Annotated in this window: 15 protein-coding genes and 2 pseudogenes; 6 read left to right on the top strand and 11 right to left on the bottom strand. The window is 35.9% G+C overall.

Annotation, left to right across the window (positions count from 1 at the left end; translation table 11 throughout):
- Positions 1 to 39: 39 nt before the first annotated feature.
- Entirely contained in the window at positions 40 to 1,209 is a 1,170-nt protein-coding gene (locus A3IA_RS0103820; RefSeq protein WP_018380026.1) for a cation:proton antiporter, read from the bottom strand.
- An 821-nt stretch (positions 1,210 to 2,030) separates the two neighbouring features.
- Here A3IA_RS0103820 and A3IA_RS12945 point away from each other — a divergent pair.
- Both A3IA_RS12945 and A3IA_RS12940 read left to right on the top strand, forming a co-directional pair.
- A pseudogene (locus A3IA_RS12945) lies at positions 2,031 to 2,282 on the top strand (IS630 transposase-related protein); the annotation flags it as partial.
- Positions 2,276 to 2,473 (top strand): annotated as a pseudogene (locus tag A3IA_RS12940) (IS110 family transposase); the annotation flags it as partial. The pseudogenes A3IA_RS12945 and A3IA_RS12940, both read left to right, overlap by 7 nt.
- A gap of 155 nt (positions 2,474 to 2,628) precedes the next feature.
- Here the strand turns inward: A3IA_RS12940 and A3IA_RS0103810 are convergent.
- Positions 2,629 to 3,471 carry an undecaprenyl-diphosphate phosphatase gene (locus A3IA_RS0103810; protein ID WP_018380024.1) on the bottom strand — a complete coding sequence of 281 codons (843 nt, stop codon included), beginning with the start codon at positions 3,469 to 3,471 and terminating at the stop codon, positions 2,629 to 2,631.
- Between the two features lie 184 nt (positions 3,472 to 3,655).
- Here A3IA_RS0103810 and A3IA_RS0103805 point away from each other — a divergent pair, with 184 nt between their 5' ends.
- Together A3IA_RS0103805 and A3IA_RS0103800 are read left to right on the top strand one after the other, a co-directional pair.
- Positions 3,656 to 5,224, top strand: a complete 1,569-nt coding sequence (locus A3IA_RS0103805; RefSeq protein ID WP_018380023.1) for an ABC transporter substrate-binding protein/permease — start codon at positions 3,656 to 3,658, stop codon at positions 5,222 to 5,224.
- Entirely contained in the window at positions 5,217 to 5,957 is a 741-nt protein-coding gene (locus tag A3IA_RS0103800; RefSeq protein WP_018380022.1) for an amino acid ABC transporter ATP-binding protein, read from the top strand. Before A3IA_RS0103805 ends, A3IA_RS0103800 begins: the two co-directional genes overlap by 8 nt.
- Before the next feature lie 719 nt (positions 5,958 to 6,676).
- Here the strand turns inward: A3IA_RS0103800 and A3IA_RS0103795 are convergent.
- From A3IA_RS0103795 to A3IA_RS0103770, 5 genes are all read right to left on the bottom strand, one after another.
- Positions 6,677 to 7,795, bottom strand: a complete 1,119-nt coding sequence (locus A3IA_RS0103795) for a site-specific integrase (protein ID WP_018380021.1) — start codon at positions 7,793 to 7,795, stop codon at positions 6,677 to 6,679.
- Positions 7,788 to 7,991, bottom strand: coding sequence for a DUF3173 family protein (locus A3IA_RS0103790; protein ID WP_017769084.1), 204 nt, complete (start codon positions 7,989 to 7,991; stop codon positions 7,788 to 7,790). The genes A3IA_RS0103795 and A3IA_RS0103790 overlap by 8 nt, the downstream gene beginning before the upstream one ends.
- Positions 7,992 to 8,213: 222 nt before the next feature.
- Positions 8,214 to 9,530 (bottom strand): Rep family protein, encoded by a 1,317-nt coding sequence (locus A3IA_RS0103780; RefSeq protein WP_018380019.1) that lies wholly within the window; start codon positions 9,528 to 9,530, stop codon positions 8,214 to 8,216.
- Between the two features lie 443 nt (positions 9,531 to 9,973).
- Positions 9,974 to 10,303 carry a hypothetical protein gene (locus tag A3IA_RS0103775; RefSeq protein ID WP_018380018.1) on the bottom strand — a complete coding sequence of 110 codons (330 nt, stop codon included), beginning with the start codon at positions 10,301 to 10,303 and terminating at the stop codon, positions 9,974 to 9,976.
- A 6-nt stretch (positions 10,304 to 10,309) separates the two neighbouring features.
- Positions 10,310 to 10,774 (bottom strand): hypothetical protein, encoded by a 465-nt coding sequence (locus tag A3IA_RS0103770; protein WP_018380017.1) that lies wholly within the window; start codon positions 10,772 to 10,774, stop codon positions 10,310 to 10,312.
- 151 nt (positions 10,775 to 10,925) lie between these two features.
- Between A3IA_RS0103770 and A3IA_RS12240 the strand changes: the two genes are divergently transcribed.
- Both A3IA_RS12240 and A3IA_RS12935 read left to right on the top strand, forming a co-directional pair.
- Positions 10,926 to 11,438 (top strand): helix-turn-helix domain-containing protein, encoded by a 513-nt coding sequence (locus A3IA_RS12240; protein ID WP_018380016.1) that lies wholly within the window; start codon positions 10,926 to 10,928, stop codon positions 11,436 to 11,438.
- A 191-nt stretch (positions 11,439 to 11,629) separates the two neighbouring features.
- Positions 11,630 to 11,749 (top strand): putative metal homeostasis protein, encoded by a 120-nt coding sequence (locus A3IA_RS12935; protein WP_018380015.1) that lies wholly within the window; start codon positions 11,630 to 11,632, stop codon positions 11,747 to 11,749.
- A 57-nt stretch (positions 11,750 to 11,806) separates the two neighbouring features.
- Here the strand turns inward: A3IA_RS12935 and A3IA_RS0103755 are convergent, their stop codons facing one another.
- The 4 genes from A3IA_RS0103755 to rpmB all read right to left on the bottom strand — a co-directional run bounded on the left by A3IA_RS0103755 (position 11,807) and on the right by rpmB (position 17,300).
- Positions 11,807 to 12,694, bottom strand: coding sequence for an SPFH domain-containing protein (locus A3IA_RS0103755; RefSeq protein ID WP_018380014.1), 888 nt, complete (start codon positions 12,692 to 12,694; stop codon positions 11,807 to 11,809).
- Positions 12,695 to 14,133: 1,439 nt separating this feature from the next.
- Positions 14,134 to 15,804 (bottom strand): DAK2 domain-containing protein, encoded by a 1,671-nt coding sequence (locus tag A3IA_RS0103750; protein WP_018380013.1) that lies wholly within the window; start codon positions 15,802 to 15,804, stop codon positions 14,134 to 14,136.
- Positions 15,804 to 16,169: an Asp23/Gls24 family envelope stress response protein gene (locus A3IA_RS0103745; RefSeq protein ID WP_018380012.1), complete on the bottom strand. Its 366-nt coding sequence runs from the start codon at positions 16,167 to 16,169 to the stop codon at positions 15,804 to 15,806. Before A3IA_RS0103745 ends, A3IA_RS0103750 begins: the two co-directional genes overlap by 1 nt.
- A gap of 942 nt (positions 16,170 to 17,111) precedes the next feature.
- Complete coding sequence (gene rpmB / locus A3IA_RS0103740) at positions 17,112 to 17,300, bottom strand: 50S ribosomal protein L28 (RefSeq protein ID WP_017769206.1); 189 nt, start codon at positions 17,298 to 17,300, stop codon at positions 17,112 to 17,114.
- Between the last annotated feature and the right edge of the window lie 237 nt (positions 17,301 to 17,537).

Below are 17,537 nucleotides of genomic sequence, written 5' to 3'. Positions count from 1 at the left end.
CCTGTCACTTTGTAGTGATAGGGATTTTTAAATAAGCATCTAATAGCCATCCGTTGAGTTCAAACCTTTTTGAGGGCCCTTAGAGCCTTTAAAGAAATATTTCAAAATGAATGGTGCAATAACTGTAGATGCGATTGTAATGATGACTAACTCTGAATAAACTCTATTTCCAATAATATGAGCAGCTTGACCCACACCAATAATAATCAGAGCCATCTCACCTCGACTGACCATACCGCCACCGATTGTTATTGATTCCATTTTAGGAAACTTAAAGCCACGACCTACTAAATAACCTGGGATTAATTTCGTTAAAACAACTAAAATTGTAAAGGATATGATCATTGACAGGTGCTCCAACAATCCCGTAAAGCGCAATGGAAAGGCAATAGAAGCAAAGAAAATAGGGATGAAAAAACTGTAACCGAACGAAGTGACGCGTTTCATAACATTATGACCTTGTTTTGTCTGACCAATTGCCAAACCTGCAAAGAATGAACCAATAATAGAACTCATTCCCACCTGATCAGCCAACCAAGAAAGTGAAAAACAAAGAATCAAAGCGACATAAAACATGAGATTCTTAGAAGCAAGGACTTCCAAACGCCTTACCAACCAAGGGATGAGGATTTTGATGGCTAACCATAAAAAGACAAAGAAGAGTAATTGTTCAATCAACTGAATACTGATATTCTCAGTTGACCCTTGTGATGATACGAAGAAACTAAGCAATAAAACAGCAATAATGTCATCTGCAACTGCTGCACCGATGATGATGGCACCAATATCTGTCGATACCTTATCATACTCTTGAAGAACTTCAACGGTAATTGAGATGCTTGTTGCTGCAAATACTAACCCATAGAAAACAGATTGACTAACCTTAAAATGCATAGCCTGTGTTAGGAAATAAAAGACGACTAAGGGGACGACTACTCCTGTGATAGCCACTAACAAACTAGGCTTAAGATACTTTTTCAACAAGCTAAAATCAGCTTCTAATCCAGCCATAAACATAAGAAGGATAACTCCAAGTTCGGATAAAAAATGGAGAATTTCACCATTGTGAACCAAGCCTAAAATAGGTGGTCCAATCACAATACCGATCAATAATTGACCAACAACTGCAGGAATATTCAAACGTGATGAAACCGCTCCTGCTAACAAGCTAGCGACTAAAATAATAACAATTTCTAATAATGCGTGCATTAAAGCTTCACTTTCTATAAAAAATTTTCTTGATAAGCTTCATTGTGATATTAACTAATGAAGACGATAAAAATAAACAAGATTTCGAAAATTTTATAGCAGACATCAACCAATCATTTCATCCATCGTTCATTTTTACAGTCATTACATCATAAATCACAAGAAAACTTTCACTACTCCATAATAGCAAAAATATGTAAAAAATTAAGCTAATTTAGCTCAACTTTTTAAATTATTTCACGTGAATGAAATCACTTACAAACTCAATTATATCAACGATTAGAAAGATTTCGTGTTGTCTAATTTTTCACTAACTTAAGAGGGTAAGCATGAGTCCTCCAAGGATTAAAACAATAACTCCACGCAGACAATTTTCCATCGTGCAAAGGCAATCATTTCCACACGATCAGTTACTAAGAAAACAACGTTATTCCCGATTCACCCATAGAATTGTCTATCATCCAATGCTAGTAGCCCTTGTCATAAATTACTTGCCTAATAATTTATGAAACAAGCATCATTTAAATAACTGATGTCAAACTCAAAATAATAAACTGCCAAGTCACGGCATGTGCTCATAACGATAAGTCGATCATGAAAAGTCTGATACCAGCAAGTAGAGCATGAGTAAGACCACTCCTAATCACTTGATTAAACATCAGCATCGATTCTTCGATATGTTTTGGCACAATATCTAAGTCTTGAAACACAAAGACGATGATAAGTAATAGCTATAATAATGCACTTTGGCTACAAAAACAGTTAAAATCGCACTATAGCAAAATGAAATAAAAACAGTACATTTGTGATATCATGTTTTTATGGCATATTCACTAGATTTTCGTAAAAAAGTTCTCGCATACTGTGACAAAACTGGCANTATTTCTNAAGCATCTGCTGTTTTCCAAATCTCACGCAACACCATTTATCAATGGCTAAAACTAAAAGAAAAAACAGGCGATCTTAATCACCAAGTTAAAGGAACTAAGCCAAGAAAAGTTGATAGAGATAAATTAAAGAACTATCTTAAAACTCATCCAGATGCTTATTTGACTGAAATAGCTTCTGCATTCACAATATCGCTGCAGCCAGCCACACTAAGCCGTGTCATATCGCTAACTTTTACGAGAAACGAAAAAGACAATCGCAAACGACTTCAACTAAGCTGCATACGATTGCCCCTATACATCGCTTCATCAGGACAATGTATTACCTCATAACGCATAACAAACTCTACGATTATACTTCAACCCAAAATCATTAAAGTCGTCTATGCCCTAGCATTGTAACACCTTATCAAAACTCTAGACACTTACTGTTGTTTTAGTGTACACTTTTTAACTAAATGAGTGACGGAAATGAGTCAGCAATCTCTATACAGTCACTGTATTATAATATTTTTTAAGTTTACAAATTAGGTTATAAAACAACCACTTTCACTGCAGCATAAAGGATCAGAATAAGTCCTAAAACAATACGATATTTACCAAAAACAGTGAAATCATGTCTCTTAACGTAATTTGTCAAGAACTTAATAGCGTAAAGGCTGACGATAAAGGCAGTAACACTGGCTACCAAGAGAATTAATACTTGTGGCATACTAAGGACATTACCGTCAATAAAGAATTTAACAGCTTTTAAGCCACTATAGCCAAACATAGTTGGAATCGCCAAGAAGAAAGTGAAATCCGCTGCTACAGAACGACTAGTTCCCAAAATGATAGCCCCTAAAATTGTCGCGCCTGAACGGCTGGTCCCTGGCACAATTGCAAGCACTTGGAAGACACCGATAAGAAGAGCTGTCGTATAGGACATTTTCGCTAAATCAGTTACTTTTGGTTCTCTCGTCGCATTGCGCTTCTCGATAAAGATGAAGGCAATCCCATAAACAATCAAGGCAATGGCTACTGGAAACATATAGTTAAAGTGACTCTCGAACCAGTCATCGAAAGGTAAGGCAACCAAAATAGATGGGATACAAGCAATAACAACTTTTAACCAAAGCTGCCAAGTCAGCTGAGTTTCTAGTTTCGTTTTTCCAGGTTGAAACGGATTTAAACGTTCGAAGTAAATGACAATAACTGCTAAAATAGCCCCCAATTGGATAACGATATTGAACATATCAACAAAGTCTTTTGATTGGTTGAATTTAACAAATTCTTGCACTAAGATGAGATGACCCGTACTTGATACAGGCAGCCATTCAGTGATACCTTCGACAATACCAAAAAAGATGGCTTTTAAAATTTCTATGATTAACATGAAAACTCCTATGTTTAAACTTATTTTCTATTATAACAAAACCTCCCCCAAAATGGAGGATGAGCTGTTATTTTTTCAAACTGTTATTGTATAATTCTTCTTTATTTTAAGCACTTTCATATTGAAATAGCCTCTGCTTTCTTGTAAAATGGAGAAGACACAATAAAAAAATGAGGAGTCTTTCATGAAAAAGATCTTTTTAAGCTGTTTTGCAGCTTTACTCCTTTTGTTTACAGGAGTAACAAAAGCGCAAGCAGATGAGTACTTGCGTGTCGGTATGGAGGCTGCTTATGCCCCATTTAACTGGACACAAGATGATGACTCAAATGGCGCCGCGCCAATCGAAGGAACCAACCAATACGCCAATGGATATGATGTCCAAGTAGCACAAAAGATTGCTAAACGCATGGATAAGAAACTCCTTGTTGTTAAAACAAAATGGGAAGGTCTAGTTCCTGCCCTAACTTCAGGGAAAATCGATATGATTGCTGCAGGTATGAGTCCTACTGCAGAACGTAAAAAAGAAATTGCTTTCTCAGATAGTTATTATACTAGTGAGCCAGTCATCGTGGTTGCTAAAGATGGTGATTACGCCAATGCAAAATCCATCAATGCTTTCAAAGGAGCTAAAGTTACTGCTCAACAAGGTGTATGGCATGTCGATCTTCTTTCAGATTTAAAAGGTGCCGATCCTCAAACACCAATGGGGGACTTCTCCCAAATGCGTCAAGCACTTTCTTCAGGCGTTATCGATGCTTATATTTCTGAACGTCCAGAAGCCTTGACTGCTGAGGAAGCTAACAGCAAATTCAAAATGCTGACCTTGAAACCTGGTTTTAAAGTTGATGAGTCAAATGCTGCTACTGCTGTCGGTATGCGTAAAGAAGACACACGTATGTCACAAGTCAATGAAGTACTGGCAACCATTTCTGAAGGCGACCGCATCAAACTTATGGATAAAATGATTGCTGAACAACCTTCAGATAATAGTGATGAAGAAGCGCCTAAAAGTTTCTTTGCACAAGTTGCTGGCATCGTTAAAAACAACTGGAAACAATTGCTTCGCGGTACGGGTATCACACTCTTAATTTCCATTCTCGGTACCATTGTTGGTACCATCATTGGTCTTTTAATTGGTGTCTACCGTACAGCCCCTAAAGCCAGCAACAAGGTTCTTGCCATTCTTCAAAAACTCTTTGGCTGGTTGCTCAACGTTTATATTGAAATTTTCCGTGGTACTCCAATGATCGTACAAGCTATGGTTATCTATTACGGAACTGCTCAAGCCTTTGGTGTCTCCCTTGACCGTACCTTAGCTGCTATTTTCATTGTTTCGATCAATACTGGTGCCTACATGAGTGAAATCGTTCGTGGTGGTATCTTCGCCGTTGATAAAGGTCAATTTGAAGCTGCCACTGCACTTGGTTTCAATCATAACCAAACCATGCGTAAGATTGTCTTGCCACAGGTAATCCGTAACATCTTACCTGCCACGGGTAATGAGTTCGTTATCAATATCAAAGATACCTCTGTATTGAACGTTATCTCTGTTGTCGAACTTTACTTCTCAGGTAATACCGTCGCAACACAAACTTACCAATATTTCCAAACCTTCACAGTTATCGCCGTCATCTACTTCGTATTGACCTTTACTGTGACTCGCATCCTTCGACTCATTGAGCGTCGTATGGACGTTGACACATATACCACTGGCGCTAACCAAATGCAAGTTGAGGAGGTGGCACATGACTAATCCTATTTTAGAAATCAAACATCTCAAAAAATCATTTGGTAACAATGAAGTCCTCAAAGACATTTCATTGAGTATCAATAAAGGCGAAGTTATCTCTATCATCGGTTCATCTGGTTCTGGTAAATCAACCTTTCTTCGTTCTATCAACTTATTAGAGACCCCGACAGAAGGTAGCATCATCTATCATGGTGAGAATGTTCTCGAAAAAGGGTATAATTTAACAACTTATCGTGAAAAACTCGGTATGGTATTCCAATCTTTCAACCTTTTTGACAATCTCAACGTTTTAGAAAATGCCATCGTGGCACAAACAACTGTCCTTAAACGCAGTCGCTCTGAAGCTGAAGCTATCGCTAAGGAAAATCTTGAAAAAGTTGGCATGGGAGAACGTTACTGGAAAGCTCGTCCTAGTCAGTTATCTGGTGGACAGAAGCAACGTGTAGCCATCGCTCGCGCTCTATCCGTTGATCCCGAAGCCATCTTGTTTGATGAACCAACTTCTGCCCTTGACCCAGAAATGGTCGGTGAAGTGCTTAAGACCATGCAAGATTTGGCTAAATCAGGCTTAACGATGATTATCGTAACCCATGAAATGGAATTTGCACGCGATGTCTCTGATCGTGTCATCTTCATGGATAAGGGAGTCATCGCTGAAGAGGGGGCACCGCAACAAATCTTTGGTAACCCACAAGAAGAGCGTACTAAAGAATTCTTGAAACGCTTCTTGAAATAGAGATCATACAAGAAAGAGTTGACATTGTCAGCTCTTTTTATTTGCTATAAAATAAATTTGAAATTCTTCTACCGCTTAATATAGTCAAATGAAGTAACTTTCCGACAAGGAACAGAAAGACGCGGATAATACGTGAGCAGGACAAGTCAAAAGTGACCATGTATCAAAGGTAATTCAAAAGACTATAAAAAATAAAAATAGACATCTCATAGATGCATGGAACCATCACTATCTTCTAATCAATGAAACGAATTAAAACAAGCATTAAAAATACGCCCTATGTTTCACAAACCTCCCACTGCATTCTTCTACGTTATGAGGAATTAACGTTTTTAACTATTGGCAATTGGTTCGCGCCACAAACGGTTAAGAAACAATCCTTTGAATCACTTTATGATGTGATAAAAAACTGCAGAAAGTCATTCAAAGCGTGCATCGGTCTGACTTAATCCCCTTCGAAAATCAAATTCAGACTTCCTTGACTTGATTTGAAGACCTTCAGTTCTATCTGCACCGTCTGGTTTAATTTTAGTTTTTATTGAGGATAAATAATTTTTTAATTAGTGAAAATAGTATAAAATCAGTGGTCGAAGCCATTGATTTTTATTTTCGGCAACAATTTGGAAACATAAAAAGCAGTAAGAATTCTTTTACTGCTTTTTACAATCTGCGTCTTTGTTAGACAGACTTTGCTAGTCTAACAAAAGCCACGATTCTCATTAGTGAAGTCTAATTTGTCCCTCCAGCTTATCTGCTACTTCTTTCATAGCAGTTGGTCTAAGGTGAGAATACACACCTAGCGTAGTTTGAATACTAGCGTGTCCTAAGCGATTTTTAAGCTCTAAATCATTCATACCTAAGGATAGCAATAAACTTGCATGAGAGTGCCGTAAATCGTGTATCCTAACTTTTTTAACGCCTGCTAGCTTACTATGTTTATCAATCGCTTTTGTCAACATTGTTTTAGTGATAGGCATACAATTATAAGAGAATATGAAATCTATGTGACCCAGTTTTTTCTGATGTTCTTTCCACTTTTTTAAGGCTTCTACAGTCATATTATCAAGATAAATTAATCTGTTACTAGAAAAAGTTTTAGTTGGATTTATTTGCCAGTTATTCTTATTTTGATAAAACATTGACTTACTAACCATAAAATGCTTATTTTCAAAATCTATATCATCCCATACTAAAGCCTGAAGTTCACTAATTCGCAAACCAGTCATGAAAAGGAATAGACAAGTAATAAATTTTAAATGTTCGAGAACGTCTTCTTTTTCAAAAGTCTTAATAAATAACTCAAATTCTTCTTTCGTCCAAAAATCAACTTTATGTTTTGTACGGCTAACATTGCCAGCTTTTCTAACTGGATTTTCAGTAACTATACCTAAAGTCATAGCCATATCAAAAATTTCTTTCATTGATTGATGTAAATCTTTTAAATAATTGTTTGATAAGCCCTCCTCAAGAATAGCTGTATGCCATCTTTTAACATGAATCGGCTGAATATCAATCATTTTCATCTCGGAAAAATAACGAAGTCTCTTTAACTTAGAAGAAAAAGTTATAAAGGTTCTATTTGACACCTTATTTTTATAGTCTGGTATAAAATAATGTTCGAGAAACATTTCAACTGTTAAACTAGCACCATGTATAATTGCTTTTTTAGAGTGTTTAGCTATAAACTCGTCATACCACTTTTTAGCTTCCGTCTGCGTTTTAAAGCCACGTTTTTTCTTCTGCATTCTTTTACCAGTTATCTCATCAAAGCCTAAAGAAGCTACTGCATAATAACTACTGCTAGCTTTATCAAAATATACATGAGGAATTTTAGGCATTATTTTCCAACTCCTCAAAATCTAGTTTTGTTCCTAAAATCTCCTCAATAACTTCAACTGGTACTCTTCCTAAACCTTTAGAAGCATAATAAGCATAGCCTTTTTGTACCATAAGCGCTTTACCTTGCTTGACCAACATGTAAGCTTGATAATTTCCAAATCCTAATTTTTTTAAATCTTCTTTAGTTACAAACATAGCATTTATTTTCCTTTCGTGTTAAACTATTTATAGATTTTGTTTATTTTGATGCGGTTTGCCGACTGCATCATTTTTTTTATTTCAGCATAACTTGATTGACTATGTAGAAATATATAAATATCTTTCAATTCTTGAGATAATTTGGGATTTCGTCTAAAATTTACCGCTATACCTGCAAGAGAATTTGGAATACTGACTTTCGTAAATACAACTATTTTCCTAGTCATTTGTCACGTCCTTCACTTTCTTTGGCAAAATTCTAGGATAAACACAATCCTCTAATAATTTATTTACAAACCATTCTTTATCATCGGAACAGAACATATCTTCATATTTGAAATTCAATACAACAGTTGAACCATCTTTTCTTTCATAAAAATCAACTGCTTTGCGCTTTACAAGTTCAGATACGTTATATAATCTATCGTCTGTCTCATGTTTTAATGAAATATCCAACAAAAAGTTAATTCTACGTAAAAACTGATTTAAATCTTCTGCTTGGACTTCCCCAAAAAATGTTTTTGGAGTTTTATAGACAGGCATAATTACCAGTCGAGGAATAACCAACTTATTCTGATAACGTGCTGACATTCGTGCAGAATTAAGCGGGTCAAACAACTTTAACCAATCACTTGCAGATAAATTATATTCCCTCAAATCATCTAAAAAGAGAATTTCTTCACCATAATAATTATCAAACGGATTAGAAGAAGAAGCAGAATAAATATCTCCACGCAAGCCAATGTCATTCATTTTAGCTTTTACTTTTAAAGCTATTTCTTTAGCCAGAGTCGATTTGCCAACATCTGGCTCTCCTTGAATATAAAGTACTGTTAATTGATAGTCTCCACGCTCTAAACTTTTCAAACGTAGAAATGCTTCACGTTCACCAAAGAAATTAAAACTTTCTCTGAATTTTTGTTGGTTATTAGCAAATAGAAAAGCTAATTCATCATCTTCCATAACTTCCTGATAACTCAATTCTCCTTTTTGGACTTTTGATATGACTAAATCTAAACTTTCATCAGATTTTTCACGCTTTCGTGTTGCTGACTGCTTGGCAAAATCTTCTTTATTTTCTGCTATAAATTGTTCATAATCAAACGTATCAAAGGTTTCAACTTCACTAGCTTCATACTGGTATTTATCGGGACTTTTAGCATGAATTAAATAAGCTTTTGAATTAATTTTGCCATAACGCCCTTTGCCACTTGGTTCGATATATTGAGGTAGCAATCCTAAACTTAACGCTAATATATTTAAATCTCGCTTGGTTTTAAATTCAATATAACCGTGTACATGAGGTTTCACCAACCTACTACCAAAGCTAACATCTTTATCATGAACAATCAAACCTATTTTGATAGGATTTTCCTCATCAATGGTTTTAACCCTATCATAAATCTCTTGAAAAATTGCTCGTTTGTTTGCTTCCCAATCATCAAACAAATCTTTTTTATCATCAGACCAATCCCAATAATCTGACTGTAATTGTTGTTCAAATATAAACGTGGTTGTTTGTTTTCTTTTTGTCATTTTTCTCCTTTCAAATAGTCTATTTTATGAAAATAACAATTGTCTATTATTTTTAAATACTTATCATATTTATCGTTTTTCGATAATTTTCTTGAGCAAATTAAACGATTTTTGCTCAATTTGCTCACTAATTTGCTCATCAATTTGCTCAAGGTTTCGAGCGAAAAATGGAAAGGTGGAAAATTGCCCTAACCACTTGGGGTTAAAGGGATTAACACCATTCTGTCGACAAGCCCTAGAATGGTGCGCGCATAGAAATGAGCAAATGAGCAAATTAAAACGCTAAAAAAACTCTTGAGCCTTTGAAAAACTTTTGAAAATATTATGAAAATAGAGGTCTGGAAGTTCGTGCGTCAGCGCTCGACCGTGCCTTTGCGAGCTATCGCTCCCGCAAGCCTCGCTCGCTGGCACTGACTCTCCGCACTCACAAGACCTCCATTTTCCTATTTGGCAAGGGCAACAGCTTCAGCCTTATACCACCCTCGCCCATTCTGCGTTGTCCCTCCTGTGACCTCGTCAAAAACTAATTCCGTACCAAAGGCAACATCAACCTTGTTCGGCGCTTTAATCGTGTATTCCAGTTGGTGAACCGTGTCAACAATCGAGTAGCGATACTCGCCTTGATGTTCTTCAATACTGCCCGTAGAAACCACCTCTAAATGTGGGACGACCTCAACGTCATAGTCTGTTCCCTTAGCGCTTTTGCGTGTTTTCATGACAGTATTTTGTTGCAATACTTCTTTAAGTGTCTTGTTCCATGTTGGTTGTGCCATTATTGTTTACCTCTTATTCTTAAATTTTGCTAGAAGTCCAGTCGATTGACTCTCTTCTATTTCCTCTTGTTTTTCTTTTAGCCTAGACAACTCTTGCCTAAGCTCTTTATTAGCTGTTTCTAGGGCTTCTATGCGTTTGTTTGTCTCTAGGGTGTATTTCCCTATCCAAAGTCTTAAATCACGTATTTCCTGCCCTAAATCTCGTTCTAATTGAGCATTAAGGTCGCTCCAAACCTTTTTAACGGAATTATCCAAATCATTCGTTCTTGTAATTTCTTTGGATAATTCAACAAATTTAGCGACTTCCTCCTTTGAGAAAACAAAGTAGACTTGAACACTTCTCTTACTCACTCTAGCCTTTGTTTTTTCAAACTCATAACCAGATAATTCCTCAATTTTCAATCGCCATTTCTTAACCGTGCTGACTGAACGACCAGTCAACTTAGCTATATCTTTATAATCTATAGACAATTACCTCCTTGAACTTTTACTAGTTATTATGATAAAATAATTTTACAATGAACGAAACATGATAAAACTAATTACCACAAAATAATACTAGCAAGTTTTGTTTACATTGTCAATAAAAAGATAAAAAAAATAATCATTTAAGAGGTGCTTTATGGAATTTAATGATAGACTTAAAGAATTACGAATTCAAAAAAAATTAACTCAACAAGAACTTGCAGATTTATTAAAAGTAAATCGTGTGACATATAGAAATTATGAAACTGGGACAAACGAACCAAAATTCAGAACTCTATTAGAACTCGGAAAAATTTTCAATGTAACAACTGATTATTTACTAGGTATTACAGATATAAACGAATTTGACAAATCTTATGAAGAAAATATAGAAAAAAGTTTTAAAGAAATAAGTGACGCGACTAATGATTACAAAAATAAGTTAGATAACGCACTTTATAGGTTAATAAAAATGGTAGAATATAACTCTGCTCCAAAGGATAAAATTGGTAAAGAAATAAACCATATAATAACAATAATTAAATATAAAAATATTGATATAGAGCCCTTTGCAAAAAACATGATTAAACAATGGAGTAGTTTTGAAGAAGATAGAGACTATTTACTCACTCTAATTGGCAACAATTCGGAAACAACCGATACAAAATAGACCTATTTTTAGTAATTAAGAACTTATTCAGACACAATAAAACGCAGTATTCTAAATACTACGTAATAGGTAACTTATTGAGGTTAAATAAATTCTATTTTCAAATGCAATCAAAATTACTTTACCAGTTAACTATTTTATGCTAATATAAAATAGTCATTGCAATGACCACTTTTCATAAGGAGGAACCTATGGCAGAAAAAATTGATCTTTCTTCAGCCTATCGTCGTCTTAAAAGTCCAAATATCAAGACACGTAAACGTGCTCTAAAAATCATTCACGACTTCAAACGCAGAGGCAAAAGTAACTAATATTATTATTCAATCTACGAAAAAAGACAAGAAAATTGCATTTCTTGTCTTTTTAGTTTACTGATTTGCTTTTAAAGCTGATAATATCTGAGTACGAACATCATCAACACCATTAGGTGTATTTGGTAAGAAGATTGTTTGGTTGCCATTTGCAGCGAAAGTATTGAGTGTATCAAGGTATTGATTTGTCAAAAGAATAGACATAATTTCTTCTTCATTCAAACTAATATTGGCGTCCTTGAGCTCTTGAATGGAATCTGCCAAACCATCAACAATAGCCTTACGTTGTTGGGCAATTCCCACCCCATGCAGGCGGTCCTTTTCAGCTTCTGCTGAGGCCGCTGTAACGATTTTGATTTTATCAGCTTCTGCTAATTCTTGTGCAGCCACACGCTTACGCTGTGCTGCATTGATTTCATTCATTGACTGCTTGACTTCAGCATCTGGCTCAACTTTAGTAATCAAGGTTTTTACGATGATGTAACCATAAGTTGACATTTCCTCAGCAACTTGATGTTGTACCTCAAGGGCGATTTCATCTTTTTTCTCAAACAATTCGTCCAAAGTCAATTTAGGAACTGATGAACGCAAGGCATCCTCAATGTAGGATTTAATCTGCGCTTCAGGTTTCATCAATTTATAATAAGCATCAATAACATTTTGTTCATTGACACGGTATTGGGTGGCAATATTAAGTGTGACGAAAACATTGTCTTTTGTCTTCGTTTCAACAATAATTTCACTTTGAAGTAAACGTAGTTGCACACGTGCAGCAATTTTATCAATACCAAATGGTAATCTCATATGGATACCACTAGTCGAAATGGTTTGATATTTCCCAAAACGTTCAATGATAGCGACAGACTGCTGTCTAACCACATAAAGTGTGCTAGCAATTATTGCAATAATAATAAGTAAAATGACAAGCGGAAAAATAAATCCCATAGTAACAGTTCCTCCTAAAAAAACTTTTAATAATGCCATTATATCAAGTATGAAAGCAGTGTCAAATATTCACCTAATATTTCTTAGAAAAATTAAGAAAACAATCGACTATTCTAAATATGCTAATCAACTTCAGTAAATTAAATCTTAGGTTAAAAGAATTCAGAATACAAAAAATTATTACTACATAAAATTACCGACGAAGAGGTTACCAATCCTCCGAGTCATAGCTATAATAGTATTGAAGCCATTGACGACAATACCCATAGCAATGCCATTTCAGATGACATTGAAATCACACCGTCTAAAAGAGACGACCATATCACTCGTCCAGAAAAGTTAAATTCTCATAAATCAGATGTCGAAACAACAATGAGCTTAGAGTCGATAAGGTTAAGACGAATTCAAAATAAAAATCAATCGGGTGATAAACAATCAACTTCAAGCGACTTTCCAATAACTATGAAAAAGTCTACTTCTGACACTCAAAATCAAGCTCTACAAAGCACTGACAGCAAGGGACAGAAAGAGTCTAGAGCTAGGTCTTTAACAAAGCAAGTGCTGACAAATCTAACTCACCTCATACTAAACAACCGTTCATCATGTATTTTCTAAGAATTTTAAATCCAACGGTATTTGTAGTAGAATGAAAGCAGAGGAGTGAGAGCTATTGAGATAATCACCAGCATCACAAGACCTTACCGTTGTTCAAACCGCTACAGCTCTAGATGTTTTAATCAGCATAGAGCATTCACTTGAGGAAGCAGGGAGTATTGCGCCAGAAGTCAACAATGAAAGAAAATTACTCATTTAGAGCTTTCACTTATCTAGGTTGACACGCGATACATAGTCAAATGAATTAACTTTCAGAACAAGGTGTTGAGACGCGAACAGTACTTGAATACGGCAAGTCGAGAGTAACTATGTATCAAAGGTAATTCAAAAGACTATAATTACTTTGCTAGAATTTGGTGCATATATGCTCCAAAGCTCCGAAAATATCCTAATGCTTCAAGTTTTTTACGTTCTTTGCAAATTAAAGAATAGCCTAGCTTCAGTCTTTATCCTTGCTATTTATCATTTGCCATGATAGCAAGTAAGGCATAAAGAATATAATGTACAGACGAATAATTGGAAAAAGTCGGATTTGTTTTAAACCAAGTGGCAAACTAGCACTATATTCACTATTTTAGTGTTATCAATTCTCTTCAAAAATCAAAAGCAGACCTTGTTGACTTGATTTGATGAAGACAGTTCTATCGGCTATCTGTGTCGCCTAGTCTACTTTTGATTTTCATATTGAGTATAATTTCATCGCTACCCATTTTGCATCGTAAAAACGTAGAAATGAAGATTGTCAAACCATCCCCATTCACTTAAAATAAATAAAAATACCTGAGTATCAAACGATGCTCAGATATTTTTTATAATGACAATAATCACTCAACACTCATCAAGTATGGATAGACAGGTTGACTTCCAACATGGATTTCAACTTCTACATCCTCATGAGCTTCTTCAAGTTTTTCAGCAATTGACTCTGCCAATTCCTGCTCTCCATCTTCTCCAACATAGATGGTTACAATTTCACTATCTTCATCTAACATTTTTTCAAATGTAGACAAGAGTGCTGTTTCCATATTAGGTGTTGAAACAAGAATCTTACCATCAACCATCCCCAAAATATCATTTTCATGAATTTCAAGACCATCAATTGTTGTATCACGAACAGCTAAGGTCACGCTACCACTGATAACGTCAGATAAACTTGCAGACATTGCTGCCACATTATCTTCCAGAGATTTAGATGGATCAAAAGCTAGAAGGCTTGTCAAGCCTTGCGGTACTGTACGAGATTCTACCACTGCTGCTGGAACATCTACAACATCTGCTGCTGATTGAGCAGCCATAAAGATATTTTTGTTATTTGGTAAGATAATAACATTCTTAGCATTAACTTCTTTGATGGCTTTAACAATATCTTCTGTTGATGGGTTCATCGTTTGACCACCAGAAATAATGTAATCGGCACCCTGTGCTTTAAAAATTTCTGCCAAACCTTCACCAGCTACAACAGCGATAACACCATACTCTTTTGCTTCTTTTGGAGTAGCAGCTGCTTCTGAATTTGTTCTTTCAAGAACTTCGTCATGCTGATTACGCATGTTATCAACCTTAACTTTAACAAGAGAGCCGTATTTTAAGCCTTCTTGCATAACAAGCCCCGGGTCTTCTGTGTGGACATGTACTTTGACAATCTCATCATCATTAACGACAAGAAGTGAATCACCGATACCACTCAAGTAACCTTGGAATTCTTCGTAGTTAAATTCTTTAACGTGGGTCGGACCTTTACCAAGTGCCACCATAATTTCAGTACAATAACCAAAAGTAATATCTTCAGTCGCTACATGACCAGCTACTGATTTATGATGTTCAGCATTGATCATTTCAGACATTGTTGCAGGAGTTGCTTGGAAATCTTCTGAAGCAATGTACTCACCAGTTAGAGCCGCCAAAAAGCCTTCATAAATGTACACAAGACCTTGTCCACCTGAATCGACAACGCCAACCTCTTTTAGAACTGGAAGCATATCGGGTGTTTTAGCAAGAGCTGCTTTGGCTCCATCGAGGGCTGCACGCATAACTTCTGTAGCATCATCTGTACTCTCAGCTTTGTTCTTAGCTGCAGTTGCTGCGCCACGTGAAACTGTTAAGATTGTTCCTTCAACAGGTTTCATAACAGCTTTATAAGCTACTTCAACACCCGATTGAAAGGCATCAGCCAACGCTTTACCGTCTAACTCTTCTAAATCCTTGATACTTTGTCCAAAACCACGGAAAAGTTGTGATGTAATAACACCAGAGTTACCACGAGCCCCCATCAAAAGACCTTTTGAAAGGATTTGACCTACTTGACCAACTGTTGCAGCATGTTTATCAGCAACTTCTTTAGCCCCATTATCCATGGTCATTCCCATATTTGTACCAGTATCTCCATCTGGAACTGGGAAAACATTTAAGGAATTCACATATTCAGCTTGTTTACCAAGACGAGTAGCCGCTGCTTGGACCATTTCTTGGAATAAACTTGTTGTAATATTTGACACTACTCTTCTCCTACAACCTTAATATTTTGAACATAAACATTCACAGTTTCAGCTGAAATGCCAAGCTGATTTTCTAAATTAAACTTAACACGTTCTTGAATGTTTTTGGAAACTTCACTGATTTTCACACCGTAACTCATCACAGTATAAACATCAACGGAAATTCCTGCTTCTGTTGATTTGACAACAACACCTTTTGCGTAGTTTTCTTTACGAAGAAGGGCTTGGAAATTATCTTTAATAGCACTTTTACTTGCCATGCCAACAACACCAAAAATCTCTGTTGCCGAACCCCCAACGACTGTCGCAATAACATCGTCTAAGAGTTCAATTTGACCATCTTTTGTATTGATTTTTACAGTCATATTCACTACCTCAAAAAGTTTTTATCACTTCATTTTATCATAATAGAGAGACTTTGTAAAAAAAGATAATACGAATTATTTCCTTGCCATGAATTTCTTCACAATTTTCAAACGCCATGTTAGCTGTAGGACTTTCTCCTGTTCTTAAAAGTTGTGAGACTGTTTCTAAATAAGTATTTTTGCTTGAACACCAAAAGAGGGCGTCATTCCCTTTGTTTTTCAATCTATTTTTCTAATCGTCTCTACCAAATTCCCCAACTAGCCAGTCTGATCTTTTAGTCCTCGCCGAACTTTTTCCAAAACCAACCATCACTAAAAAACGCATGCTTATTGCTGAGAGCATCTTCGCCCCCAAATCGTATGGGCGTCAAATCCACAAATTTGATACGTTTTGCTATTCATCTTCAGCTGACGAAGCAATTGTTGATCGGTTTCCAATTCAAGAACTATTTTAGCGATGTAGCAATGAAATAGGACTAAGGGACCTAGTCTTTACGGTCATATTTTCGTTTATCTGCTAAATCATCAAACAGACTTGCTGCTGGAAGTCCGCCTAAAACCATCAAACTTTTTCTATAGTCTTTTGAATTCCTTTGATAATGGTCACTTTCGACTTGCCGTACTTAAGTACTATCGGCATCTCAGTTTCTTGTCTGCAAGGTAATTCATTTGACTAGAAATTGCTAAGTTCTCGATGTTCAAAGAAATTGAGTTGTGTCATCATTTTCATAGTAAGTCCTCACTGACAGAAATGTTGCATTGCTGTTAGCCCTTTAACCTTGCACCTAGGGCCACAAAAGGAAAAATCACTGCCTATCGTGGCAATTTTTCTTTTTGCGAGCTTGGTAAACAAGGGTAGGTTTAGGCTTAGCAAAAGCTGGGATGATTCAAGACTCGTAAAAATAAAAAAGCCAGATGACGGGCACCTAGCTTCTCTAACTATTAAACGCGCTCAACTTTACCTGATTTAAGGGCACGAGCTGAAGCCCAAACTTTTTTAGGTTTACCGTCGATAAGAACAGTAACTTTTTGAAGATTTGGTTTTGCAGTACGTTTTGTTTTGTTCATCGCGTGTGAACGGTTGTTAGCTGACATAGTCTTACGACCTGTAAAATAACATACTTTAGCCATTTCGTGTTTTCCTCCTACGTAGAATATGTTTGGATGTGCTAGCACCACATACCTTACTATTATAGCAGAAGTGCCAAAACAATACAAGATATTTTTCTAATTCTTTTGATTTATCATCATCCGAAAGTGATATAAAAGTTCTAAAATGAAGTTAGCCACTTAAAAGTATGAAAAAACACCTCAGAGAGATATAATTGTAATCACCACAAAAACAATTAGAAGGACTCTGAGATGCAA

This window comes from Streptococcus thoraltensis DSM 12221 (genome assembly GCF_000380145.1).
Taxonomy (GTDB): domain Bacteria; phylum Bacillota; class Bacilli; order Lactobacillales; family Streptococcaceae; genus Streptococcus; species Streptococcus thoraltensis.
The sequence above is the reverse complement of the archived record's forward strand: the minus strand, read 5'-3'. Positions and strand labels throughout refer to the sequence as shown.